Origin of the sequence: Commensalibacter sp. A3DC (assembly GCF_047307945.1) — a bacterium.
Taxonomy (GTDB): Bacteria; Pseudomonadota; Alphaproteobacteria; order Acetobacterales; family Acetobacteraceae; genus Commensalibacter; species Commensalibacter melissae.
Window position 1 is genome coordinate 1 of sequence record NZ_JAXOQA010000024.1, and the last position, 26,196, is coordinate 26,196.

A 26,196-nucleotide genomic window follows, 5' to 3' on the forward strand; every position below is an offset into this window, starting at 1 on the left:
ACCAAAGATTTTTTTAATTTCCTCAATAATAAAAGCCTTTTATCACCTAATTTTTAAAAGGATCAATCTTGCTAGAAAGGTTAACCCTTTTATGATTTAGACAATGAAATCAGTTAATATTAGAAACTGTCGTCTCCCCAGCCTCCATCATCACCACCCCAGTCACCACCATCATCAGAGCCCCAATCAGCAGAATCTCCAGAATTACCCCAATCTGTATCATTTCCGCTGTTACTGAAACCATCATCAGCATAATTATCAAATCCGGCACCAGAATTGTTACCAGCATCAAAATTCGGATCAACTGCGGTACCCTCACCCGTAAAGGGATCACTGCCAGCTGCTGTTCCTGCAAACGGATCATTCGGATCTGCAGCAGACATTGGTGCAGCACCATTAACTGCATGATGGCCACCAAACAATCCACTCAATGCATTATAAGCCATCATACCCCCGGCAACACCAGCTGCCGTCGACAATGCACTGCCTAAAAATCCATTTCCACCCCGATTAAACATTCCTCGTTGATAACCTGGGGGATAATTCACAGCCGGAGGTTGTTGCTGTCCATAAGGTGTATTCATAGACTGATTTGTTTGTGGTTGTGGCCGATTAGGATTTCCTCCCCATCCTGGCGGCATTTGTTGGGATTGAGGCGACATTTGAGTTTGCGACCGGTTTCCGCCACCAAAAAGCCCTCCCAGAAATCCTCCTGAACGAGGTTGGCTTGATTGGGCCTGAGTCTGTTTCAGCTGTTGAATCTGTTGTTGCATCTGCTGTAATTGCCATTCCAGCTGACGAATACGATTCTGAGATTCAACCAAGGCGGCTTCCTGAACAATGGCCATTTGTGTCATACGATAGCCCGCTTCAGGATATTTCTGCAAATTACTGTTAATCAGTTGATTGGCTTCAGAATCAATAGGGGGTAACGGACTGGCTGTTCCAACCGTATTTGGAGAAGCTGTTTTTTTTCCACTGACACGTTCAAAAAATTGATTGATCAATTGCTGTTCGTCATTATTCATCTTTGATTAACCTTTAAAATTATCTTTGGATTTCTCTTTATATTTTAATTATAAGACAAATTTTTGAAGATGATTCACTTTTCTTGTCATATCATCAAGATCGTATTATTTATTTAATCTTATTCGTAACCATCGATAGACTAAAAAATAATTAACACTTATTATTCGTTATTTTTGCATTCTTTTGGAATTATATAATTCATGCCATCGCATACACCCTTTCAACCAGCTTCAACAAAAAAAACGTTATCATTCCAGGGACTGATCTTAAAGTTACATGAATTCTGGAATTCTCAAGGTTGTGCATTATTACAACCTTATGATCTTGAAATCGGCGCGGGAACATTATCACCACACACGACATTACGAGCGTTGGGCGACAAACCCTGGAAAGCGGCCTATGTTCAACCCTGTCGGCGTCCAACAGATGGACGATATGGTGAAAACCCCAACCGTTTACAACATTATTATCAATATCAGGTTCTACTGAAGCCATCCCCTGAGAATAGTCAGGAACTATTGCTTGAAAGTTATAAAGCCATCGGTATCAATCCAAAAGAGCACGATATTCGTTTTGTTGAAGATGACTGGGAAAATCCCACAATTGGCGCGTGGGGACTTGGATGGGAGGTTTGGTGTGACGGTATGGAGGTCACTCAATTCACCTATTTCCAGCAGGTTGGCGGGATAACAACCTCTATTCCTTCAACTGAACTTACATACGGCCTTGAACGATTGGCCATGTATATTCAGGGCGTTGAGAATGTCTATGATTTGGCCTTCAATGATCACGGGCTGACCTATGGAGAGGTTTTTCTCAGGGCTGAAAAGGATTATTCCCGTTACAATTTTGAATGTGCAGACACGACCCTTTTATTCAATCATTTCAAGGATGCAGAAAAAGAATCCAATGCGTTGGTCCAACAGAAACTTGCTCAGCCAGCCTACGATCAGTGTTTGAAAGCAAGCCACTTATTCAACCTGCTTGATGCCCGTGGAGTCATCAGCGTGAATGAACGCGCTTCCTATATTGGTCGCATTCGTAATTTGGCAAAACAATGTTGTGAAACTTGGCTGGCAGAGGAAAAATAATATGTCGGAATTGTTTATTGAACTATTATCGGAAGAAATTCCCGCACGCATGCAAAAGCAAGCCATGGAAAATCTTAACCGTTTACTGAATAATGCGCTGATCAATCTTAATCCCACTGATGCTAAAACATTCTCCACACCAAGACGTATCGCTGTTTCTATGCAGATTGACGCTACCATTCCGGCACAAGAGCTGGAGGAAAGAGGGCCACGAACCACAGCCCCTGAAAAAGCGTTAGAGGGTTTTTTACGCAAACATGCGGCTCAAAAAAATGATTTGATTGAAGAGAACGGTTTTTGGGTTTTGAAAAAAATTAAGCCTGAGCAATCAGCCAGCCAATTTATTCAGGAAAAAATTCCGCAACTTTTATGGCAATTCCCCTGGCCTAAATCACAGCGTTGGGGAAATGGCAGCCAATTTACATGGGTTCGCCCATTGCATCGCATCACCTGTATTCTGGATGGTGAGGTTGTTCCTTTTACCTTGGCAAAAGAAAATGATGATGCGCATGGATTATCCAGCGATCAAATCACTGAAGGCCATCGTTTTCTTTCTCCTTCCCCCTTTACCATCCGCAATACAAAACAATGGCAGGAAACACTGTTTTTCCATTATGTTATTGCCGACTCTGAACAGCGTCGTGATAAAATTCTTGCAGACATATCCAAGCTTGCAGAAAATAATAAACTTCAACTCGTTTCTGATGAAGGACTTTTGAACGAAGTTACGGGACTTGTTGAATGGCCCGTCGCGTATATGGGTAAAATTGATTCCATTTTCATGGATTTGCCACAAGAAGTAATGCAAGTTTCAATGCGAGTGAATCAACGTTATTTCGCACTGAAAAATCAAGATGGCTCACCAGCAGCACGTTTTATTTTTATAGCGAATATTAGACCAGACGATGATGGTTCCTTAATCATTGCCGGAAATGAGCGTGTTTTGCGGGCACGTTTTGCCGATGCCCGTTATTTTTGGGAACAGGACCGTAAAACACAACTTGTATCATATAACAACTCATTAAATGATGTTATTTTTCATGCCAGACTCGGCAGCCAATACGAACGTGTGCAACGTATTGTCAAAGTTGCAGGCTTTCTTGCAAACGAGCTTTGCGCCGATGTAGTTCATGCACAACGTGCTGCTTTACTTTGCAAGGCTGATCTTGCAACAGGAATGGTTGGTGAATTCCCGGAACTCCAAGGTATTATGGGGGGATATTATGCTCAACATGATAATGAAAATCCTGCCGTAGCGCTTGCAATCAAGGAACATTACAAACCTTGTGGTCCAAAAGACCAGACACCCTCTGAACCATGCTCTGTTATTGTTGCACTCGCGGATAAAATCGATTTGCTAACCGCATTTTTTGCCATAGGTGAAAAACCCAAAGGATCTGGTGATCCTTTTGCATTAAGACGGGCTGCCTTGGGGATTATCAGAATCATCCGTGAAAACAATCTCTCTCTTGATTTAGAAAAAGTATTTGAATTCTCCATTTCAACACTTCCGAAAGATTTACAACAAGCTTCAGATCTGAAATTTTTGGCAAATTTCATGAATGAACGACTTATTATTCAGTTACGAAGTGAGGGTTTACGACATGATATTTTATCAGCAGTTTCACAAAAAAATCATTTAACTGATATTTCCGAACTTCTTAAAAAAGTTAATGCCATAAATCAAATTCTTGAATCATCCGAAGGAAAAGATCTTCTGGCCGCTGTCAAAAGAGCAAGCAACATTCTCAGAATTGAAAACAAGAAAGACGGCCCTCATCAAGGTGAACCCGATCCGTCTCTTTTCCATACTGATGAAGAAACAAATCTGTACAGTCATTTAAAGCAAGCTACACAAATGATTGAATCAGCGCTTGATCATAAGAAGTTTGAATTTGCAATGAATACTATAGCTTCCTTACGCTCTGAACTGGACATCTTTTTTGATAAGACTATTATTAATGATCCAAATGAAATCATTCGTCATAATCGACTTAAACTTCTCAATCAAATTGATAATGTAGCTAACCTTATTGCTGATTTTAGCCAAATTGAAAAATAGTTATATTAGATTTTAACTGGGTCTGTTAATTCATAAAACAGCTGGGGCTTGACTTTAAAATGAGGTGAATAGGCTGAATCATTTTTATAAACTGCCTGTTCACCCCATTTTTTTTCCATAAATTCCATTTCATATGTGAAGCGTTCTTGGTGTTCAGGTCTATCATCACTACCTCTTGAATAGCTTTCATGATGAATGGCAATCACATCCATGCACATAATAATTCGATAACCTGCCTCTCTTACTTTCAAACATAGATCGACATCGTTATATGCAATTTTTAAATTAATTTCATCAAATCCATCCACCTCATTAAAAACTGATGCCTTTACCAACATCATGGCCGCTGTTACTGCAGTCAATTCCTGTGATAATACAGAACGTCCGACATAACCAAAATCATTCTTGGTCATCCCCCTATTCATATGTTGGGCAACTTCCCCGGGACCGACAATAATGCCTCCATGTTGTATTCTTCCATTCGGATATAACAGTTTGGCTCCCACAATTGCAATATCATCAGCAAATTCCGCCTCATTCAACATGATTTCCAGCCAATCCTCATTTTCGATAAATACATCATTATTTAAGAATAAATAAAAATCGGATTTTATTTTTTGAGCGGCCAGGTTATTCAAACGTGAAAAATTAAATTCTTCTTGTACTGTTAAAAAATTTACAATCTTTTTTCGCGAATAGTTTTTTATAAACTCTAGAGTTTCTGTTTTTTTTGATCCGTTATCAACCAATAAAATATTATAGTGGCTATATTTGGTTCGGTCCAAAATACGATCAACGCATTGTTTGGTAATTTCAATCTGATCTTTGAAAGGGATAATAATTGTAACAGTTGATTGCGGTATCTTATTCCATGCGACCTTATACATCGTAGCATTCTCTATCGAGCTTACTACAATTTCGTGACCCGTACGTTTCAAATGATCACTTACACAGTCTACACCCGCTTTTACCGCATATTGTTTATTGGCAATTGTTTCCGCTGTTGAATTCGGAGTAATACGCCAGTGATACAAAATCTCCTGAACATGATGAATTTGCGATGATTTTAAATATTCTGTCAATCGCAAAATAAAATCATGATCCTGTGCACCATTATATTGCGATGACAGAAAACCAACTTTTCTAACATAATCAACATGAATCATGACAAAATGACAAATATAATTACACCCTAACAAATAACGGTAATTAAAATCAGGTTTTAAATTGGGTTCGGTAAATTCACCATTGTTATCAAGCTTATCCTCATCTGAATAAACAAAATAGGCATTATGACACTGCGCTTCCATTATCATCATTTCCAATGCTTCAGGAACCAGCAGGTCATCATGATCAAAAAAAGCAATCCATTGACCTTTTACCTGTTTCAATCCTTCATTGGTAGCTTCGGAAATACCCCTATTACATGTCAGTGTAATTGCCTTGATCCTGTTATCAAACAAAACATATTTTTTGATTTCTCTCTGAATTGATGCTGATTTTCCTCCATCATCAATCAAAATCAATTCCCAATTTTTATAAGTTTGACATAAAACAGAATCAACAGCCTCCCTAAAATGAGATAAATCAGGTTTGTAAACAGGACATATAATTGAAATTTTGGGAGATTTAAGTTTTATCTTTAAATCTTTCAAATTTTGTCTTTTTTTATCAAGTAATTTTGGTAAATTCGAGAAATATTTTTGTGCCCATAGATGATATTCATCAATTACATATTCCGGATAAGCGATTAAATTTTTAATTTCACTTTTTAGGGAATTAATTTCATTATATAGACTATCTATATGCTGATTCATTATTAATAGTTTTTGTTCCAACAAATCATCAACAAGGCTTGTTTGATAGGGGCTGTTTTTCACTTCTATATAATCAGGCATTACATACACGCGAAATTCCGCCTTAAAATGTTTTCGAAGCACTTTGGGTATAACAACCGCAAAACCGCATCTTGGCTCACTATTATAAGCACTTGCCACATCAGGACGATATCTATTGGCCTGAACCGTTTGTAATTCAATCCCATTCATGACAACAAGAATCGAACAGTTTCCTGTATATTCTCCTGTTTTCAAATCCTTTTTCAAAACCCATCCAACAATTGAACCATTCTTCCATCCATCAATAAAAGATTCATATTCTACAGAATCGTTATTTCTTAATAATTGAAAATATACATAGGATACTTGCTTATTATTCTGTTTTGAATCAGAGATTATAAAAGGTGTTTCATCAATAAATTGAAATGACAACTTATGGTTCTTATTATCCCTGTATCTTTCTGGTATGGAAAATTGAAAACCGATATCGCTGCGAAAAAAATTCAGCTTTTGCTGGATAGTTTTATTTTCAATATCGCATTTAATTTCAGCAATCTTTACATCATCGATAAAAGCAGAAACAATTGTAGGTTTTTCAGGTTTAACGACATTAATTGCCCATCCCACAAATACCCCCTCTTTAATTCTTTGACAGAAACCCGTACAGCGAGATTGAGCATTCATGAACCCCATCCTTTTAGTTAACTTAAATTTACTATTTCTTGAATAAAATTATAATTTTTCAAAAATAAATATCATTATAAAAAAAGGTATGTAAATTTTACATACCTTTATTGAACTTCATTTAATATTTTATCACATCAACGGGCTACTAAAACCATAATCATTTGACGATTTTCGATCTTGGAAGTTTGTTCTGTCTTTGCAACCTCTTCCATATCAACACGGAATCGATCCAACAGTTGAACACCCAGTTCTTGATGGGCCATTTCACGTCCACGGAAACGTAACGTGATTTTAACCTTGTCACCACCAGCAATAAAACGCTTTGCCGCGTTTAGTTTTACCTGATAGTCATTTTCATCAATATTGGGTCTTACCTTGATTTCCTTAATATCAATGACTTTTTGTTTTTTACGTGCCTCATTCTTTTTTTTCTGCTGTTCATATTTGAATTTGCCGTAATCAACAATTTTCGCTACTGGCGGATCAGCATTTGGACTGACTTCCAATAAATTCAGTCCAACAGCATAAGCCATTTTCAAAGCTTCACGTGTTGGCACAATACCTAACATTTCACCATCAGCACCAACCAGGCGAACCTGTGCAGCACGGATCTCATCATCAACCAAGGGCCCTTCACGATTAGTCGCAGGGGTTATCGATGTTTTTACTATGGTTAAGCTCCTTCTATAAATAAATCATTGAAAAGGGGATTACTTACTCAAAAATTAGAAAATTGAACTTATCAAAAAAATCAATCTTGTAAATAACCCATTTCCTAGATTTAATAATAAACAACTTCTTAAAATACTATAATAGATTTTAAAAAAACTATCTAGTCTTCACAATAAAATTTAGCCTTTCGCCGCGCAAAGGGAACACGTCCTTTATCTGGCGGTGATGCCTCTCGAGACAGTTGATCCATGGCTTCATTCAAAGCCATGATCTCTTGTGATTTTCCACCCAATCGACGTACCGCCAAATGACGTTCTTCCGCCTCCTTGCGCCCAATAACCAAAATGACAGGAACATGTTGCAGACTATGTTCACGAATCTTTGCATTGATCTTTTCGTTTCTATCATCCAATTCCACACGAATTCCCTGGGCTTTCAGCAGGGCAACGACTTCTCGGGCATAATTCTCCACATCATTTACAATCGTTGCCACAACTACTTGGACAGGTGCCAGCCACAAAGGGAAATGACCTGCATATTGTTCTATCAAAATACCAATAAACCGTTCAAATGATCCTAAAATTGCCCGATGAAGCATAACTGGGCGATGTCTAGCGCTATCTTCTCCAATATAAGCCGTCTTAAGCCGTTCTGGCAGAACATAGTCAACTTGCAACGTGCCACATTGCCAATCCCTTCCTATCGCATCACGTAAAACAAATTCCAGTTTGGGACCATAAAAAGCGCCTTCCCCTTTATTAAGCTCAAATTCTACACCAACCTGTTTACAGGCTTCCTTCAAGCTATTTTCAGCACGATCCCAAATCGCATCATCTCCCGCTCTTTTTTCTGGACGATCAGAAAATTTGATGCGGAAACTCTCGAAACCAAGATCTTTGTATACTTCTGACAACATTTGGACAAACAAGGCTGTTTCAGAAGTAATTTGATCTTCTGTACAAAAAATATGCGCATCATCCTGAACAAATGACCGAACACGCATAATCCCATGTAGTGCTCCAGAAGGTTCGTAACGGTGACAGGCTCCAAATTCCGCCATCCGAAGGGGAAGCTCACGATAGGAACGCAATGTATGATTGAATATTTGGATATGACATGGACAGTTCATGGGTTTCAAAGCGTAAATGCGATCTTCATCCTCAACGGAGGCAATAAACATATTTTCCTTGAATTTGTCCCAATGCCCTGATGCCTCCCATAATGAACGGTCAACAAGTTGGGGGGTTCGCACCTCCTCATATCCATAACGACGTTGGACACGCTGCATATAAGCCTGTAATTCGGTATAAATTTGCCATCCTTTGGGATGCCAGAATACGGAACCTACGGATTCATCCTGCAGATGGAAAAGATCCATCTCTTTTCCAATCCGTCTGTGATCGCGTTTTGTCGCCTCTTCCAATTGCGTCAGGTAGGCATCAAGCTCTTTTTGATCACGCCATGCCGTTCCATATATACGTGACAGCATGGCATTTTTTGAATCCCCACGCCAATATGCACCAGCAACCTTCATCAGTTTAAAAGCTTTACCGACATCCCCGGTTGTTCTTAAATGCGGTCCACGGCAAAGGTCAAGCCATTCCCCCTGTCTATAGACTGTGATTGTTTCTGTTTCTGGCAAATCCCGAATAAGCTGGGCTTTATAATGTTCCCCATTGGTTTCAAAATATTCGATTGCTTTCTGCCGAGGCAGAACCTCTCTGACAAAAGGTTCATTACGCGCAATAATCTCATGCATTTTCTGTTCTATTTTACCAAGATCCTCTGGCTTGAAAGGTTCTTCACGGGCGAAATCATAATAAAAACCGTTCTCAATAGCTGGACCAATAGTAACCTGGGTTCCCGGATATAGTTCCTGTACTGCCTGGGCAAGTACATGGGCAGCATCATGACGGATTAACTCTAACGCCGCCACATCTTTTTTTGTAATGAATTTTACTGACGAATCTTCATATATTTCAGTTAATAGATCGACTAATTTGCCATTCAGCTCCATTGCTAAAGCTGCACGGGCCAAACCTGCCCCAATAGATTGTGCAATACTTAAACCCGTAACCGATCCTTCATATTCACGAACAGATCCATCAGGCAAGGTAATAGATGGCATACTTAAAACTCCAGAACGCTATAATAAACCTAATAATAAACTTTAATGAACCCAGTTCAATTCTTGTGCAACCTTTTTTACGGAAAGATTTCTTAAATCCGCCTCATACAATATTTTGACATGTTTTCCACGTGGTGCGGTCAGCGCAGGATTACTTGATGATGAAAACAAAACAACAGAACACCCCCCCACCAATGCGGCAATATGCATTGGTCCTGTATCATTTCCGAGCGAAAATTGTGCATTTTTCATTAAATGCCCCAACTGAAACAAACTTGTTTTACCAATCAAGTTCATTGCCTTCGGACATAATTGCAAAATCTGTCGGGAAATCTCTTTCTCTTCTTTTCCTCCAGCAATTATGGGGACCAGCCCTTTTTCAAGACATATATTCGCAATCTCACCATAATACTGAATAGGCCATCTTTTCTCCATACGTCGTGCAGAGCAACCAGGAACTAACACAACATAGGGTCGATCAATGGAAAAATCAATCATTTCGGATAAAAACCAGGATAAATCAAGCTCGGGATAATCGGTTATACCAACCTTGCTTAACTGATCTTTCTGGCGATCAAATGTATGCAAGCGATTACGCTCCTCATTGTCATGTCTATGCGATGCTGTTTTTGCAATCGCCGAGCCTTGTCTCTGCCCTGCGAACCTAAAGTAACGTGTTGATCGACGAGAAGTTTGTAAATCAAAGATATAATCATATCCCCGTAGTTTTTTCACTAGCCTAATCAATCCCGCAATATTGAACCAGGAAGGTTTGTCATCAACAATAACACGATCAAACCAAGGTGACCTTTTGGCCAGATCAACAAATGATGCAGATGTTAACAAGGTGATCTCTGCATTGGGATAATACTGACGAATGGCCGCAAACGGGTAAAAACTTTGGATAAAATCCCCCAAAGCACCCAAACGTATAATCAAGATTCTTTTAACTGACATCATTGATCTTTAATTTGTTTTCAGGAGGTAATATCTCGTTATAAACAGAAAGGGTTTTGCATTGCATCTGTTGCAAAGTATATTTTTTTTGAACCGCCTCCCGGGCAAGCCGACCGATCCAATTTAAATCTGCATCTGTTTTTTCCATCAACTGATCCAAAACAAATACCAAATTATTAACACTGCCGGGCTTAAAAAGGTAACCTGTAACATTTTCTTCAACTGTTTCTGCCGCCCCGCCATGATTGGCAACAACCACAGGTTTCTCCATAGCCTGGGCCTCAATTACGACACGTCCAAAAGGTTCAGGTTTAAGGGAAGGTACTACAACGATATTTGCCAGTGCATAGACCGCAGGCATATCCTGGCTATTTCCCACAAAATAAATCGAATCTTTTATTTTTAGATAATCGGCTAAGGCAAGCAACTCTTTTAAAAAATGATCTTTTTCTTTGGCGGGACCGACAAAAATGCAGATCCAGTTCGGATGATTGAATTTTAATTCAGCAAAAGCCTGCAATAATAATTTATGTCCCTTCCACTCCGTAATTCTTCCCGGCAATAACAGGATCTTTTGCTCTTCAGAAATTCCCCAACTCTGTGCCAATGAACTTATTCGGTTACCTAACGGCAAACTCGGATCAAAAATAGTTAGATCAACCCCGCGTGGAATGATACATAGTTTTTGCTGGTTGACATGATATTCTTGTTGTAAATGATTAGCAATATAATGACTGATCGCTATCACCTTTTCCCCTTTGGTCATTACCTGGTTGTACCAACGTTTTCCGAACCATTTGGCCTGAAAAACTCCGTGCCAGGTTGTGACAAAACGGATATGACATTTTTTTGCTGCCAACCATGCAGACCATGCCGGCGCTCTTGAACGTGCATGAACAATATCCACTTTATAATACTGGATAATCTTAATTAACGCATAATGATTTTTCCAGATTATCCACGGATTTTTTGAGCTTAGTGGTAAATGAATGTAAATTGCCCCAATTTTTTCGAGATAATGCTGCCATATTCCATCTTCACTGGCTACAATTGCAATGCCACCCGCCTGTATGATTGCCTTTGCCATATCAACAGTTCCCCGCTCTACCCCACCTGTACCCAATGCTGGTAGAACTTGCAATATGACCGGTTTATTTTCCATTCCGACTAAAATTTCATTAAAAATCTAAATCGGCATAATATTTGGGAGGGACTACACCACTTACCCGATCATTTAACAAGGCACGAAAACTGGGGCGGGATTTTATCCGAACATACCAATCCTTTACCATTGGATATTTATCCCAGTTAATATCACCAATATAATCCAAGCTGGAAAGATGGGCTGCAGCGGCAAAATCAGCAATTGACAAATTATTTCCTGCCAGCCAAACCCTGTTTTCAGCTAGATAGGCAATATAATCAAGATGAAATTTTATATTCTGGTAGCCTTCTCTCAATGCCTGAGCATTGGGATTGCTATTTCCAAAAAGACGTTTGAACATTTTCTCAAACAGTAAATTTCGAGTGATTTCTCGATTGAATTTGTCATCAAACCAGGCAACCAATCGTCGCACCTCCACTCTTTCCGCCAAAGTGCGACCCATTAATAACGTGTCAGGATAGGCTTCTTCCAAATATTCGCTGATCGCATAGGAATCACAAATAGCCAGACCCGTTTCTTCTACCAGGACAGGAACGGTACCAGCAGGATTCATCGACAGGAATTCATCCCGTTTTTTCCATACAGCTTCGGTCATCAATTCAAAAGATAATCGTTTTTCTGCCATTATCAGCCGAATTTTACGACTGAAAGGACAAAGGGGAAGATGATACAATATTCGCATAAAGCCTTGCCATTATTCCACAAAATCTCTTTAGTGTAACATAATATGTTTTTTTACTGAAAATATTTTAAAATCAGTTTATCACTACAGTTTAATCATATAGCTTAACTTTTAATCAATTATAAAGGCTTAAATTCATCTTTTAAAAAATTACAAGATATTTATTTTTTCGTATATTATTATTTTATTTTTCAACTTTATCAAAACGTAATAATTTAGACGTCATTAATTTATTTGATCTGTCAAACAGGAAATACACTCGTGGTGCATCATTCTTCGCATTCACTGCCCCCCTTACGGATCCGAGGCCGTTCGTTTTTGGCACTGGTTCTTTCACCAAAAGCCCCTCTTGTAAATTGGTTACAAAGCCTGGACGAACAAATTAAACGTTCTTCACAATTTTTCTATGGCAAACCTGTTATTCTCAATCTTGAACTCTTGACAGGCGATGAAGAAGGATTGGAAAAACTTTATCATGAACTTTTAGGCAGAAATATTCAGATTATCAGTATGGAAGGATTGCCATCCAATCCTTCTGCATTAAAGGACTGGCCTAGAAATTTCATTCTTACAGGAGGAAAGAATATCGACAATTTAAATCCCCCGATCGATTCTCCAGCTAAAAATCAATCCGTTCCTTGCTATATTACTGATGATCCCGTTCGATCAGGACAAAGCATTTTTTTTCCGGAAGGGGATATAATTGTTGTTAATTCTGTTGCATCGGGAGCGGAAATTAGCGCCGGTGGATCCATTCATGTTTACGGCGCCCTGCGGGGACGCGCTATTGCCGGTATAAGTGGACAACCCAATGCCAGAATATTCACCAGTCATATGGCAGCAGAACTATTGGCTATTGATGGATATTACATGACAGCAGAAGAAATTCCAGAGACTTTTAACAATAAATCTGCACAGGTTTTTTTAAAAGAGAATGTTATTACTGTAACTAATCTAACAAAAACAAGGTAAATAAAATTATATTCTGATATTTTTAGTGTTTTATTTGCCGTAAAATGATATTTTTAACATATTGAAAATGGATTATCATAAAGGAACAAGTATGTCGAAGGTAATCGTTATTACCTCAGGTAAAGGCGGGGTTGGTAAAACGACAACAACCGCAGCGATTGGAGCGGCCCTCGCCCAGACAGGACAAAAGGTTGTCGTCATTGATTTTGATGTCGGTTTAAGAAATCTTGACCTTGTAATGGGATCAGAAAGACGTGTGGTGTTTGATTTTATCAATGTAATACAAGGTGAAGCCACGCTTTCTCAAGCATTGATTAAAGATAAACGTATCGAAACCCTTTTCATTCTGGCCGCCTCCCAAACACGGGACAAAGATGCCTTGACTGAAGAGGGTGTCAAAAAGGTTATTGAGGAATTAAAAGAGAAGTTTGACTGGATAATTTGTGACAGTCCGGCCGGAATTGAACGCGGTGCTAAAATGGCCATGCATTTTGCTGATGAGGCCATTGTCATTACCAATCCCGAAGTATCCTCGGTTCGTGACAGTGATCGTATCATAGGCATCCTTGACAGTACAACTGATAAAGCCCAAAAAGGTGAAAAAATTAACAAACACCTGTTAATTACACGTTATGCAACAAACAGGGCGGCCCATGGCGACATGCTTAACACAGATGATATACTTGATATCCTTTCCATTCCCTTGATTGGTATCATTCCTGAAAGTGAGGAAATTCTCAAGGCTTCAAATATAGGTACTCCGATAACACTTTCTGCACCCAACTCTGCCCCTGCCCGTGCCTATGTAGATGCAGTTAAACGCTTGCAAGGAGAAAAAATAGACATTACCATTCCGACTGACAAAAAAGGGTTTTTTGACTGGTTGTTAAAGAGGAATAGATGATGAGTTTTTTATTTTCAAATTTCTTTAATAAAAAAAGTTCAGCGCCCGTTGCCAAGGATCGTTTACAGATCCTGCTGGCTCATGAACGTTCTTCTACCAGCAATCAAAATGATTCAGATTTATTGCAAAAATTACAAAAAGAAATTATGGCGGTTATCCAAAAGCATATCTCCATTGATCAAGAAAAAATTCAGGTCAAAATTGATCAAGGATCTGCCTGTTCAACATTGGCTATTGATATTGAGGTTCCCCAACAACGTCAAAAAAAATTTTGATTTAAACTTGATAATATCGATAGACTTTTTTTTAATGTATTTGAGGAGCTTGTTATTGATCTAGAATAAAACTCCTCAACATTTATTTAGAAATGAACTTTTTTATCAAGCTCTTTCAAACCTCTTTTTCCATAATTGAAGGATGCAATACGGTCTGCTGAATCCTGAACTTTTTTGGGTATGTCAAAAGGATCGATCATAATTTCAACAATACGCGGTACTAAAGTATCATTTTCCAGTTCTTCCAGGCTTGTTTCCAATTCATCCTCAGTTCTGACTTGATGGTATGAATAGGGTTTATTATCACTCAAAGCATCAAATAGTTTATGATAGTTCCATTCAGGAATATCATTAAACGAGGAATATAACCCCATAATGCTGCGTTCGATTGTATAACCTTTATTATTCACCAAAAAAATGATTGGATTGAGATCATGCGCAAAAAAAGCTGATACTTCCTGCGCTGTTAATTGGAATGACCCATCCCCGACAAATAATATTTGGCGCCGTCTAGGTGCTGCCATTAATGAACCAAACAAGGCAGGCAATGAATACCCGATTGATAACCACAAAGGCTGATTAATGATTGTAATTCCGGCAGGAAGAGCCAATCCCCTGACACCTCTCATCGAGGTGCCTGCATCCGTAACAATGACATCGTTTTCCTGAATGAAATGATCCATTTTTGTCCAAAAACGATTAAGGATTAATGCCTTGCCCTTTTCAACTGTCCATGAGTGTTTTTTATTTTTATGAATGGAAGAGAATAAATTTGACTGTCGGGACAAGTCATTTTTTATCAGGCTTTTCAAAAGGTCTACAGCACAGACATCCTCAAACACTTTTTTACCAACGATAGTGCTGAAGGGCATGATATTGATCATATTTTCTGGAATATTCTGCGTAAAATACCCAGAATTACTGTCTGTAAATTTTACGTTAATTCCTATTAAGCAATCAGAATTTTCAATGATATCTACAACGGATCTGACAGAAGCCCCGCCATTATATTCACCAACCCATTGCAATAAACCCTGATCCAAAATTGCCTGTGCCGCTGATTGGGTGGCAAATGGAATATTCAATTTTTCGATAAGTTCTTGCGTAAGTTCTCTGAGTCCAAATCGATCTATGGCATTACCCAGCAGCATAGCCGGACGTTCAGCATGTCGCAGACGTTCTTTAATGCCATGCAAAAGATTTGAAAGTTGTAAGGAATCACTCATTTGTAATGAACAGACCAGTTTTTCATCAGGGACATCAATCTCGAAAAACGTTATATCCGATGGGATTTGAATATAAACAGGTCTTTTTTCCCGTTTGCAAACTTGCAATACACGATCAATTTCCCCCACTGCATTTTGTGGCGTAAGGCGCGCCTGAGCGACGGTATAGGAGCGGTAACAATTCATGACATCTTCATAATTACCCTCCGCCGTGGTATGATGCAAAAAGGACCTTTGATTTATACTGTGTAAAGGTGGCGCTCCAGAAAGACAAACCATTGGCACGTATTCGGCATATGCTCCTGCAACACCGTTAAGGGCACTCAGGTCACCAACACCATATGTTGTTAGTATTGCAGAAATTCCATTTAAACGTGCATAACCATCCGCAGTATAGGCCGCGTTCAACTCATTACGATTTCCAACAAATTTTATATCTTTTCTTTTTTCTGCCTGCATTAAAAATTGAAGATTATAATCCCCAGGCACACCAAAAATTGTGTTGATCCCAATTTGAGATAATCTATCCAATAAGAAATCCCCAATTGTTTTTTTCATATATTATCCCCTAACTTTACAATGTGTTTCTTAAAATAATCTTTAATTTACAGACTGTTATCTCAATTGAAGAATCTCAAATTATACGAAATAAATATTTCAAAAAAAATTAACACTATCGTGAGGCAATATGCTGTATAGCTTTAACCATCGACATAACCCCATTACTTCGATTTGCTGACAACGCCCCTGCAAGTCCCAGATCCTTGACAAATCCAGGATCGATTTTCAAAATTTCCTCTGCTGTTCTTCCAGAATAAATTCTTAATAACAAAGCGATCAGTCCTTTAACTATCACGGCATCAGACGATCCAGCAAAATAATATTTATTTCCTTCCCAGATGTAATTTAACCAAACCTGACTTTGACAACCAACCACACGAAATTTATCATTTTGCCATTCAACAGGAAAAGCAGGCAAATTATTTCCAAGTTCAATCAAATAACGATATCGCTGCGTCCAATCATCAAAAAGATCAAACTCATCCCTAATGACACCAATTGCCTCTACCGCGCTTTGTTCTTCGGGTAAAATAAAAGAACCTGAAATTGACATATATAAATCTCGTATAGCCAGACAAATTACAAATTAAAGAATAAAACGACTTAAATCACTTTTACTTGCCAAGGAAGCAACTTTTTCCGTTACATCCTTTGCAGTTATCTGAATCTCCTCACCTGAACGTTCAGAAGCTGTAAAAGAAACTTCTTCAAGAAGTTTTTCCATAACGGTTGCCAGACGACGCGCACCGATATTCTCAACTCTTTCATTAATATCCGTTGCCAATTGGGCAATTGAATCAATTGCATCATCCGTAAACTGTAACTTGACTTTTTCCGTTTCCATCAAAGCGATATACTGTTTCAAAAGTGACTGTTCGGGTTCTGTTAAAATCCGACGCATATCTTCACAGGTTAAAGCCGATAATTCAACACGAATCGGTAGGCGCCCCTGTAGTTCCGGCAATAAGTCAGAAGGTTTAGCCAAATGAAAAGCACCAGAGGCAATAAAAAGTATATGATCGGTTTTAACCAGACCATATTTTGTTGAGACAGTCGTTCCCTCTATTAATGGCAGTAAGTCACGCTGTACCCCTTCACGGGAAATATCGGCACCACCACGCCCACCACTTCCCTCATAAGAACGGGCACAAACCTTGTCAATTTCATCCAGAAAGACAATTCCATGATTTTGTGCACGCTGTATAGCTTCTTGCACAAGCGCATCATTATCCAGAAGCTTATCAGATTCTTCACGAATTAATGCCTCCCGGGCTTTTGCAACCGTCATACGACGTGATTTTTCAGAACGGTTCATGAACCCTTTCATCATATCGGTAAAATTGATAATCTGGGCCGATGGCATCCCCGGTATATCCATTTGATTAACAGGAGAGGATATATCCTCCACTTTGATATCTATTTCCTTATCCTCTAAATCTCCATTAACCAGCATCTGCAGGAATTTATTACGTGTTTCTGCTGTCGCTCCATCTCCCACCAACGCCGTTACTATTCTTTGATTGGCAGCATCTTTTGCCTTTTCAACGACATTGCGACGTTTCACATCACGCAACATGACCAAAGATGCTTCAACCAAATCGCGAATAATGCTTTCCACATCACGACCGACATAACCAACTTCGGTAAACTTAGTTGCCTCAACTTTTAAAAATGGAGCTTGTGACAAACGGGCTAATCGACGAGCAATTTCCGTCTTACCACAACCCGTTGGTCCAATCATCAAAATATTCTTAGGAACAATTTCTTCCCGCATCCGGTCAGGTAACTGAGCTCTTCTCCATCGATTGCGCAAAGCGATAGATACGGCCTTTTTTGCTTCATGTTGACCAACAATATAACGATCAAGTTCTGCAACAATTTTTTTCGGAGTATAGGTCGGGATTTGCATATATTATTTACTTTCTGCGTTCAAGGTCTCTACAACAAGGGAGTGATTGGTATAAATACAAATATCCCCAGCAATTTTCATGGCTCGACGTGCGATTTCTTCCGATGTTAGTCCATCAACAGTCAAAAGCGCCCTTGCGGCCGCCAGAGCATAATTACCACCGGAACCAATGGCTACCACCCCGTCTTCTGGTTCCAGTACATCACCATTACCTGTTAATGTGTATGAATGAACATGATCAGCCACAAGCAGCATTGCCTCAAGTCTTCTTAAGTAACGATCCGTTCGCCAATCCTGAGCCAACTCGACACAAGCCCTTTCCAACTGATTGGGATAACGCTCCAATTTCTTTTCCAAACGTTCCAGCAAGGTAAAAGCATCCGCTGTCGCCCCTGCAAAACCAGCCAATATAGAACCGTTTTGTCCTATTCTCCTGACTTTCCTCGCATTACCTTTTACAACTGTATTACCCAGTGTTACCTGGCCATCACCTGCTATTGTCACCTGCTTTCCGTAACGGACACATAAAATAGTCGTACCATGCCACTGAATAGGATCATACGTAGATAAAGTGTTATTTTGCATATCTAGGGTTAACCTTACATAAAATTATATGATAATAATTATCCGAGCTGGTTAAGAAATCAATTCTTCTATACGCTTTGTCAATACCCCAAGGGAAAAAGGTTTGGTTAACAATTGTATTTTATTGTCAAAAGTCATGGTATTGATACCATGTGCATAACCAGTAATAAATAATATCGATAAATTCGGCCAGATCTTACGCGCAAATTCAGCAAGTTTGTTTCCATTTACTCCTGGCAACCCGATGTCGGTTAATAGTAAATCGACATGCATATGATTACAATCCAAATCTTGTAATAATGCCATTGCCTTTGTGCCATCTTCAGCGGCAATTACCTCAAACTGCATTTCATCCAGCAATTCCACCAATAATGGGCGTAAAATGGAGTCATCCTCAGCAACCAAAATTATTTTTTTTGTTTTTTGTTTTTGTGCTTCAATCAACATTTCCTTATGCCTTTACGTCAAAAGGAAAAATATAGTGTTCAGACTCTATAATCATTTTAAAACTATATATTCACTTCGTTATCTATATTATCATTTAAAAAAAATATTAAAAAGCAATTAAAGAATAAAAATATGCATCTACATTTTATATAAAAATCATATTAGATTGGTGACATAATATAATATTAATTTTTGATTTCTATTTAATTAATTTATATTAATATTCAAATATGTTGATGGAAATTTATTAAATATCTATCTTTCCATTTCACTATATATGGGTAAATATATACTTATATTTGTTCCTGCTCCCAATTGACTTTGCACATTAACCTGTCCCCCCGACTGTTGTGCAAATCCATAAACCATTGCCATTCCCAGTCCTGTTCCCAACCCCATTTTTTTTGTTGTAAAAAAAGGTTCAAAAATATGAGCAATGGTTTCAGCACTCATTCCCTCGCCTTCATCCTGAATGATGGTGACTGCATAAGGACCCGGATTTAAATGAAGTCGTTTGCCTTCATCCGGACCAACATCTTTCTTATCCAAAATGATAGTTATTACACCTCCATTTTTCATGGCATCTACTGAATTGATACACAAATTCATGACAGCCAATTCAAATTGTGATGGATCTGTCTTAACCGTCAAAATACCCGATACATTATTTTTAAATTCAAGATGAATTCTATTTGATTGGTTGGTTTCAATCTGTTCTTTGAACCTTCTTTCATAACGCATCTGAAGAGTTTGGGACAATAGATCGAAATTTTTTTGAATAGTCTTGGTGAGATCCACTTCCTGCAAAGATAATTTCTTTCTTCTGCTGAAACTCAAGAGTCGCTCTGTCAATGTGCTACCCTTTTTTGCCGCCTCCAAGGCATTGTTCTGTAACTGCTTAATTGTATCCATGATTTCAGAATTACCCGAAACCTCCAACAGCTCTTCGGATAATTCCAACGAGCCGATCATTGTTGTCAACAGGTTGTTGAAATCATGAGCAATTCCCCCAGCCATTGTACCAAGGGCCTTCAATTTTTCCGACTGCCGCAACTGCATTTCCAATTCTTTTTGTTTAGTGATATCCAGCTCCATCAGTACAGAAGGATGCGTAATTTCACCCTTTGCTCTATCCAGCAATAAACGGGTAATCATAAACCATTGTGACGATTGTTTGGAATTATTCGAGGGAACCTCCAATATCTCCACAAAGCGCTCCTCTTTTTTCAAACGCTGGTTAAATCTTGACAATTCTTGCGACGTAAAGGACGGTTCAGTTTCCTCTTCTGTTTTTCCAAGGCATTCGGCAATGGTCAATCCACGCCGATTGGCCGCCAACTGGTTCATACGGGTGAAACGACCCTCCTCATCTTTGAAAGCAAGGCCATAGGGCAGATTATCCAACAACCCTTTTAACAATAAACGTTCATGCATTAGTTTTCTTTGAAATTCTGATCTTTTAACGGCCCGTTTTACAATTTCCTTTACCATGAAAGGATCCAGCGGTTTTGGAATAAAAAACGATATTCCCCCTTCGTTCAACGCCTTGATCAGAATATCCGTTCGGCTTTTTGGTCCCAAAAGAATACGTGTAGCAACAATAAGATTACGAACACGGGCAAAAAAAATATTTCCGAACATGCAGGGCATGAAATTATTATAGATAATGGTGGAAAAATGAGCCCCCTTTTTAATCATATCCAAGGCATGATAGGAAGATTCTGTAAGATATAAAGAGTAATCCTGACCCAGAATTTGTTTGAATTCCTTTAAAATCCTGGAATCATTATCAATGATTAATATCGAAGGCTGCGTATTGTTACCCATACCCAATTCTCTAAAAAGTATTTATTGATATATATGGTTTGCCTAGATCAATAATTAAACAGGATCTACAAAAATACCATTCCACTTATTTTTCTCAGAATATCTGATATGGCAAGTAAATTCACTGAAAATTAATATGTTTCGGTTAATTAATTATTTTAATTCAAAAAATTAAAGATTTATATAAAGAGTTTTATTATAAGATTTATATCAATATGCTACAGTGTATCTTCTTTTTATTCAGTTTAAGGATAGTTTCGTGAATAAATTTTTCTCTAATAATACACGATCAGAAGAACGGCTAGGCCACATCAGCCAAGAATATACCGATTCAAGAAATTCATCCAAAGTGTCCAATCCATTTTTAAATATTCTCTGGTTCGCTTGTCATTTCTGCTTTTACTTGATCCAGCAAGTCGCCGAAATTTTTGCCCCGTTATTCTTGGTTATTGGTATCATATGGAAATTATTGCCTGCCATCACTTCTTCATTAATAGCCGTTATCTCCTCATCAGATCCTCAAACAGGTGAGCTTGTGAAACATGGAGGCAACCTGATTCCCCATTCAATTATGATTGCAGGACATAGTTTAACTGCAGGAAAATTAATTTTCGATGGCGTTTTACTTATTATGTTAACCGCATTATGTGCGACCGTAACTGTTTATTTGGGACGTAAATTATAATCCATTTCCTTATCTGCCATGAAACCTTTCTGCAATGATTCAACTTGACAAGGTAAGCCTTTATTACAGACAAGACTGTCCGATTTTATCAAATGTCACACTCCATATTCCCCAAGGTAGTTTTTGCTGGTTAACAGGACCATCAGGAATTGGAAAATCAACCTTGCTCCAGATGTTCCATCTTGAATTAATGCCTAATGCTGGGCAATTACAAATTTTGGAAACAAACATACATAAAAACCGTCGTTCAACTATTTGCCACTTAAAACAAAGAATAGGCATCATTTATCAAGATTTTAAACTTATTCCCAATTTAAGCATTTATAATAACATCGCTCTACCCCTTCGACTGCAGAATACGGATGAATCCATAGTAAGTCGTTGGACAAATCGAATTCTCCAATGGATGAATTTGCAAAATAAGGCTGAACTATACCCTCGAACCCTTTCTGGAGGGGAGCAACAACGCGTTGCAATTGCCCGAGCTGTCATTCACAGACCTGATATTTTGTTGGCTGATGAACCCACCAATGCGCTGGATGAGGAACAGGTATTACGTTTAATGGATCTTTTTTTTGATCTTAATGATTTGGGGTGCACAATCATTATCGCCACCCATAATGATAATCTCATCCATCAATTCCCTGCCCCTAGACTAAAATTAAATAATGGACAAATACGAATTGATGATGCTGTTAAAACATAAAACCACTGATGGATTGAAAGTCAATCTGGCTTTACCCGGACAATTTTTAATTCCCCTTGTTGCTGCAATGACCTTTTTGGCCACCCTGATGATTGCGGGAACCTATGCTGGTCAAAATCTAGCAAATCGTTGGAATACAGGGGCAGCGTCCACAGTAATTCTACAAATTCCCCAAAATAACCTCCAGATTTCGTCTCAAAATACAAAACAAGAGAATTCCGACAATAATGCATCAATCCAGCAAATTATCACCCTTCTCTCGACCTCCAGGGAACTTGTCTCTTTTCACAAACTTGATGATAATGAAATAGATGAATTATTAGCCCCTTGGCTGCATGAAGATTTTGACAATCTTGCCCTTGCCATTCCCGCAGTCATCGAATTACATTTAAAAAATAATACAAAAATTTCAGGCCAGCTTGAAACTTCCTTACGCAAAATCGAACCCAATATCGTTATTGAACAAAGTAACTTCTGGGGTCAACGCTTAAATGTTCTTGCAAATAGTTTGCAAACCTGTGCATTCCTTGCTTTTCTTACCATGATTTTTGTCGCAGCCATTGTAATAGCCATCGCCACCCGAACTGGTTTGATACAATGCAAACAAACAATCGAAATACTTCATAATCTAGGCGCGTCAGATCACTATATATCCATACGTTTTGCACGAAGGAATGCATTTCTTTCCCTTATCGGAGGTGGCATCGGCTTAATTTTCTCAATTCCCTTATTGTTTTTTTTAACCTATCTTAGTCTGCCCTTCAGCAGTAATCCAAACTGGGAAACAGTTTATCAGGGGTGGTTTAGCATTTTAACCTTGTTACCATTTAATCTATTGATTTTAATTATTATTTTACCTTTGTGCAATTATTTTATAGGCTGGATTTCAACAACATTCATTGTATATTATTGGTTAAGACATTTGACATAAAATGAAAAAAAAAATCTCTCAGAATTTTTTGATCAAGATTATTGGAATCATTATTTTTTTATGGTTAAGTGGTTTTGTTGTTTTTATATATGATTTGTTAAGTTTCTCATCTATCCCCCCTTTAACGGACGGTATCGTCGTATTGACCGGTGGAACCGGAAGAATCCATACAGCCATTAGATTTCTTGAAAAAGATTGTTCTCAATATCTGCTTATATCTGGAGTTGGAGCAACAACAACCCTGCAAGATTTAAAGAATTCAATTACGAATTTTCCTGCAATTTCATGTCAAGACCATATTTTACTGGGACATAATGCAACGTCCACCATGGGTAATGCCATTGAAACAGCGGCATGGGTTCATTATTACCGTTTGCAATCCCTGACGGTAATAACTTCAAATTATCATATGCGTCGAGCCATTCTTGAACTTAGAAACCTTCTATACGATATTCCTCTTTATCCCTTCTCGATCAAAACCATCAATAAGGATAATGTTTTAAAAATATCTTCTATTCGATTATTATTTATCGAATACAATAAGCTACTTATGGCCTATACAGGATTAATTCACACGACAAAACCAAAGCATGATTTAATCAATATTAAACATTAACGGATTTCATGACCTTTATGACTTTTATTCGATCACTACTTTTCTCAATATATTTTTTTACCCTAACCCTGTTCATGGGTCTTTTTGCTTTTTATATCCGTTATTTTGCAAAAAAACATGCCTTGGCCTATGCACAATTATGGACTGAGCTTTCAATCAAGGGTCTTACAAAAATCTGTAAAATAGAGATTGATATAAAAGGCAAGGAATTCTTGCCCAATGACTCATCTTTTATAATAGCATCTCAGCATCAATCCGCCTTTGATACCCTGATATGGATGAATCTTTTACCGCGTCCTGCCTATATAATGAAAAAAGAGTTGATACATCTTCCACTTGTCGGGCCAATGCTTCTCTTATCCGGAATGATTCCCCTTGACCGTCAAGGAGGTGCAAGGGCTTTGAAAAATCTTGTCATAAATTGTAAAAACGCTATAAAAGATCAACGACAAATTATTATCTTTCCTGAGGGTACACGTTCACAATATGGTAAAAAAGTTAAACTGCAGGCCGGTGTTGCAGCTATTGGAAGTCAACTTGACCTTAAAATTGTTCCAGTTAGCACCAATTCAGGGTTACATTGGGGGCGCCACTCTTTCTTAAAAAAACCTGGAACAATTTATATTAATTTGCATCCAGTCATTACAGACCTGTCAAATCGCAAGAAAGTGTTATTTGCCATAGAAAAAAGCTGGGATAATAATATCATGTAACATTTTTTATGAATTGTGGATAAGTTAGTGGATCTATTTATTGAAAATAAAATAACTTTAAAAAAAAGAACACAACGAAAAGATAATAAGTTGCGCCTACAAGCCATTCTTTACGATTCCTTTTCGATTTAACACACGCTTTGACAAAATGTGGATAATTTACCGATAATTAATAATTCTCCATAATTATTATCGCAAAATTAAATCTTGCTAAATCATGCATGCTTACTTAATATCCACACATTAAAAATTGAAATCATTAATTCGTAAATTATCCATCATTAATTTTAGCTAAATTGATGAAATCATTCCTTTTTAAACCTATCAAAATTGATCTTTTGCCTTACGTAAGCGTGCAAACTCCTCAACGGTCAAGGCCATCAAAAAAGGATTGGTTCTCTTTTCAATTGTCAGCATGACAGGCAAGGATGGTTTATTTTCCGAACGCAATTGCTGCACTTGCTTCAAACGATTTAACAAATCTTCATTGTTTGAATCCACTGTCAGGGCAAAACGACCATTATCTTCAGTATATTCATGAGCGGCATAGACCATAATTTCATCAGGCAGGGACTTTATCCGTTTGAAACTTTGAAACATCTGTTCTGGACTGCCTTCGAATAAACGACCACAACCAAGGCTAAATAGAGTATCTCCTGTAAAAATTATACCTAAATCATATGAATAATAACAAACAGATCCCAGAGTATGACCTGGCGTGCTTATAACTTCAAAAAAACCGAAACCCAGGTCGATCTGTTCATGATCCTTTACATAATCCGTAGCATCCACAATACTGTTTTTTTCTTTATCAGGTGCATATATCTGACAATTAAATTTGTCTTTCAATTGGCGAATGCCCCCTGTATGATCTGAATGATGATGCGTGACAAGTACCGATTGCAAATTCAGCTTTTTATCTTTTATAGTATTAAAAACGGGAGTAAAATTACCAGGATCGACAATAGCTGCATTTCTGGTTTTCTTATCATATAATAGCCACGCATAATTGGTTTCATAAAAAGGAATAGGCTTAATAAGAACAGACATTCTCTTTCTTTATTTCAATATTTTATTCTTGTATAACAAAATGATTCTTCTGGAAATCAATAATGAATCCCAAGGCTAATTCTAGTATTATACCAAATAATACTCAACCAGGATCAGTAATCTATCTTACTGATAAGTTTCTGCACCTGTGGCCAGATCTACGAGGGCTTTCTTTACTCACCCTTGGTGCCATTCCTCAAGATTTCATTCTGCAATCTTCACCCCATAATCATATTCAGGGTAATCTTGCAGAGAACTTACATGAATTATCCAATTTAGAAAATTTTCCATCAGTAAAAACATGTTGTTTTACATACAATCGTTTTCCTTTCGCAAAATGCAGTTTTGACCGAATCATGTTTTATCCATTCTTTCCGATCGGCATCTATAATATTCATAAAACTTTAAGGTCTTGTTGGGAAATTTTAAAAGATGATGGCAAAATTTTGCTTTTACTTCCTAATAAATTAAAATGGTG

The 26,196-nt window shown here is 38.0% G+C and carries 24 protein-coding genes and 1 pseudogene; 11 read left to right on the forward strand and 14 right to left on the reverse strand.

Going from position 1 to position 26,196, the window contains the following annotated elements; all coding sequences use genetic code 11:
* Positions 1-119: 119 nt before the first annotated feature.
* Entirely contained in the window at positions 120-1,028 is a 909-nt protein-coding gene (locus U0839_RS04205; protein ID WP_413550144.1) for a DUF2076 domain-containing protein, read from the reverse strand.
* 201 nt (positions 1,029-1,229) lie between these two features.
* On the opposite strand from U0839_RS04205, the gene U0839_RS04210 reads away from it, so the two are divergent.
* Together U0839_RS04210 and glyS are read left to right on the forward strand one after the other, a co-directional pair.
* Positions 1,230-2,120, forward strand: a complete 891-nt coding sequence (locus U0839_RS04210) for a glycine--tRNA ligase subunit alpha (RefSeq protein ID WP_110438318.1) — start codon at positions 1,230-1,232, stop codon at positions 2,118-2,120.
* A gap of 1 nt (position 2,121) precedes the next feature.
* Positions 2,122-4,182 (forward strand): glycine--tRNA ligase subunit beta, encoded by a 2,061-nt coding sequence (gene glyS, locus U0839_RS04215; RefSeq protein ID WP_413550146.1) that lies wholly within the window; start codon positions 2,122-2,124, stop codon positions 4,180-4,182.
* Between the two features lie 5 nt (positions 4,183-4,187).
* On the opposite strand, the gene U0839_RS04220 is transcribed toward glyS, so the two are convergent.
* From U0839_RS04220 to U0839_RS04245, 6 genes are all read right to left on the reverse strand, one after another.
* Positions 4,188-6,704 (reverse strand): glycosyltransferase family 2 protein, encoded by a 2,517-nt coding sequence (locus U0839_RS04220; protein WP_413550147.1) that lies wholly within the window; start codon positions 6,702-6,704, stop codon positions 4,188-4,190.
* A 137-nt stretch (positions 6,705-6,841) separates the two neighbouring features.
* The gene (infC, locus tag U0839_RS04225) at positions 6,842-7,333 is read right to left on the reverse strand and encodes a translation initiation factor IF-3 (RefSeq protein ID WP_413550150.1); all 492 of its coding nucleotides are present in this window, start codon (positions 7,331-7,333) and stop codon (positions 6,842-6,844) included.
* Between the two features lie 206 nt (positions 7,334-7,539).
* Positions 7,540-9,507 (reverse strand): threonine--tRNA ligase, encoded by a 1,968-nt coding sequence (thrS, locus tag U0839_RS04230; protein ID WP_155565724.1) that lies wholly within the window; start codon positions 9,505-9,507, stop codon positions 7,540-7,542.
* Positions 9,508-9,549: 42 nt separating this feature from the next.
* Positions 9,550-10,467, reverse strand: a complete 918-nt coding sequence (locus U0839_RS04235; protein WP_155565725.1) for a glycosyltransferase family 9 protein — start codon at positions 10,465-10,467, stop codon at positions 9,550-9,552.
* Positions 10,454-11,626, reverse strand: a complete 1,173-nt coding sequence (locus U0839_RS04240; RefSeq protein ID WP_155565726.1) for a glycosyltransferase family 4 protein — start codon at positions 11,624-11,626, stop codon at positions 10,454-10,456. The genes U0839_RS04235 and U0839_RS04240 overlap by 14 nt, the downstream gene beginning before the upstream one ends.
* Before the next feature lie 16 nt (positions 11,627-11,642).
* Positions 11,643-12,311 carry a glutathione S-transferase family protein gene (locus tag U0839_RS04245; RefSeq protein ID WP_110438325.1) on the reverse strand — a complete coding sequence of 223 codons (669 nt, stop codon included), beginning with the start codon at positions 12,309-12,311 and terminating at the stop codon, positions 11,643-11,645.
* A gap of 264 nt (positions 12,312-12,575) precedes the next feature.
* Here U0839_RS04245 and minC point away from each other — a divergent pair, with 264 nt between their 5' ends.
* The 3 genes from minC (at position 12,576) to minE (ending at position 14,462) form a co-directional block, all read left to right on the forward strand.
* Complete coding sequence (minC, locus tag U0839_RS04250; RefSeq protein ID WP_347400750.1) at positions 12,576-13,283, forward strand: septum site-determining protein MinC; 708 nt, start codon at positions 12,576-12,578, stop codon at positions 13,281-13,283.
* A gap of 91 nt (positions 13,284-13,374) precedes the next feature.
* Positions 13,375-14,187, forward strand: coding sequence for a septum site-determining protein MinD (gene minD, locus U0839_RS04255; protein WP_110438326.1), 813 nt, complete (start codon positions 13,375-13,377; stop codon positions 14,185-14,187).
* Complete coding sequence (minE, locus tag U0839_RS04260) at positions 14,187-14,462, forward strand: cell division topological specificity factor MinE (protein WP_122124292.1); 276 nt, start codon at positions 14,187-14,189, stop codon at positions 14,460-14,462. Before minD ends, minE begins: the two co-directional genes overlap by 1 nt.
* 86 nt (positions 14,463-14,548) lie before the next feature.
* Here the strand turns inward: minE and U0839_RS04265 are convergent, their stop codons facing one another.
* The 6 genes from U0839_RS04265 to U0839_RS04290 form a co-directional block, all read right to left on the reverse strand.
* Positions 14,549-16,246, reverse strand: a complete 1,698-nt coding sequence (locus U0839_RS04265; protein WP_155565728.1) for an alpha-keto acid decarboxylase family protein — start codon at positions 16,244-16,246, stop codon at positions 14,549-14,551.
* Between the two features lie 115 nt (positions 16,247-16,361).
* Complete coding sequence (locus U0839_RS04270) at positions 16,362-16,796, reverse strand: SufE family protein (RefSeq protein WP_370533613.1); 435 nt, start codon at positions 16,794-16,796, stop codon at positions 16,362-16,364.
* A gap of 39 nt (positions 16,797-16,835) precedes the next feature.
* Positions 16,836-18,158, reverse strand: coding sequence for an ATP-dependent protease ATPase subunit HslU (gene hslU / locus U0839_RS04275; protein WP_413550151.1), 1,323 nt, complete (start codon positions 18,156-18,158; stop codon positions 16,836-16,838).
* Positions 18,159-18,161: 3 nt separating this feature from the next.
* Positions 18,162-18,743 (reverse strand): ATP-dependent protease subunit HslV, encoded by a 582-nt coding sequence (hslV, locus tag U0839_RS04280; protein ID WP_155565730.1) that lies wholly within the window; start codon positions 18,741-18,743, stop codon positions 18,162-18,164.
* Positions 18,744-18,794: 51 nt separating this feature from the next.
* Positions 18,795-19,190 (reverse strand): response regulator, encoded by a 396-nt coding sequence (locus U0839_RS04285; protein WP_110438330.1) that lies wholly within the window; start codon positions 19,188-19,190, stop codon positions 18,795-18,797.
* A 255-nt stretch (positions 19,191-19,445) separates the two neighbouring features.
* Positions 19,446-21,017 (reverse strand): ATP-binding protein, encoded by a 1,572-nt coding sequence (locus tag U0839_RS04290; protein WP_155565731.1) that lies wholly within the window; start codon positions 21,015-21,017, stop codon positions 19,446-19,448.
* A gap of 259 nt (positions 21,018-21,276) precedes the next feature.
* Here U0839_RS04290 and U0839_RS04295 point away from each other — a divergent pair, with 259 nt between their 5' ends.
* From U0839_RS04295 to U0839_RS04315, 5 genes are read left to right on the forward strand one after another with little or no spacing between them, the layout of a single operon-like run.
* The gene (locus U0839_RS04295) at positions 21,277-21,702 is read left to right on the forward strand and encodes a hypothetical protein (RefSeq protein ID WP_155569478.1); all 426 of its coding nucleotides are present in this window, start codon (positions 21,277-21,279) and stop codon (positions 21,700-21,702) included.
* Between the two features lie 34 nt (positions 21,703-21,736).
* A complete protein-coding gene (locus U0839_RS04300) occupies positions 21,737-22,408 on the forward strand; it encodes a cell division ATP-binding protein FtsE (RefSeq protein ID WP_155565733.1) in 672 nt (223 codons plus the stop codon).
* Positions 22,389-23,339, forward strand: coding sequence for a cell division protein FtsX (locus U0839_RS04305; protein WP_196424863.1), 951 nt, complete (start codon positions 22,389-22,391; stop codon positions 23,337-23,339). Before U0839_RS04300 ends, U0839_RS04305 begins: the two co-directional genes overlap by 20 nt.
* A gap of 1 nt (position 23,340) precedes the next feature.
* Positions 23,341-23,955 (forward strand): YdcF family protein, encoded by a 615-nt coding sequence (locus tag U0839_RS04310; RefSeq protein ID WP_155565735.1) that lies wholly within the window; start codon positions 23,341-23,343, stop codon positions 23,953-23,955.
* 17 nt (positions 23,956-23,972) lie between these two features.
* Complete coding sequence (locus U0839_RS04315) at positions 23,973-24,668, forward strand: lysophospholipid acyltransferase family protein (protein WP_413550152.1); 696 nt, start codon at positions 23,973-23,975, stop codon at positions 24,666-24,668.
* Between the two features lie 324 nt (positions 24,669-24,992).
* On the opposite strand, the gene gloB is transcribed toward U0839_RS04315, so the two are convergent.
* Positions 24,993-25,718 carry a hydroxyacylglutathione hydrolase gene (gene gloB, locus U0839_RS04320; RefSeq protein WP_413550154.1) on the reverse strand — a complete coding sequence of 242 codons (726 nt, stop codon included), beginning with the start codon at positions 25,716-25,718 and terminating at the stop codon, positions 24,993-24,995.
* A 62-nt stretch (positions 25,719-25,780) separates the two neighbouring features.
* Here gloB and U0839_RS04325 point away from each other — a divergent pair.
* Positions 25,781-26,196 (forward strand): annotated as a pseudogene (locus tag U0839_RS04325) (hypothetical protein); the annotation flags it as partial.